The following is a 361-nucleotide window of genomic DNA, read 5'->3' as shown; positions in this document are numbered from 1 at the left end:
GTTCTTGGCGCAGCTGGACGAGGCGAGCACCAACTATCATATTCCGCTGGTCTTGCGACTGCACGGTGTGCTCGATCGCAGCGCCTGGCAGCGCAGCCTTGACCGCCTGTTGGCGCGCCATGAGGCGCTGCGCAGCGTCTTTGTCGCGCCGGAGGGCAAGCCCCTGGTCGAGGTCCTGCCGCCGGATGCGGGGCTGCCGGTGCTCGAGCACGATCTCAAGGGCAGGGCGGATGCCGAAGCGGCGCTTTTGGAGCTGTGCCATGAGGAAGCGCGTACGCCGTTTGATCTTTCGCGCGGGCCGCTGATCCGCGGGCGGCTGATCGACATGTCGGACGAGGAGCACGTCTTCCTTTTGACCCAG

At 66.2% G+C, this 361-nt stretch carries 1 protein-coding gene; it reads left to right on the top strand.

Annotation, left to right across the window (positions count from 1 at the left end; genetic code table 11):
* A partial coding sequence (locus tag PY650_RS36895) for a condensation domain-containing protein (protein ID WP_285885053.1) occupies positions 1–361 on the top strand: 361 nt, incomplete at both ends.

The sequence above is a fragment of the Martinezella calliandrae genome (assembly GCF_030272695.1).
GTDB lineage: Bacteria > Pseudomonadota > Alphaproteobacteria > Rhizobiales > Rhizobiaceae > Rhizobium > Rhizobium calliandrae.
This window is presented reverse-complemented; position numbering and strand designations above follow the sequence as displayed.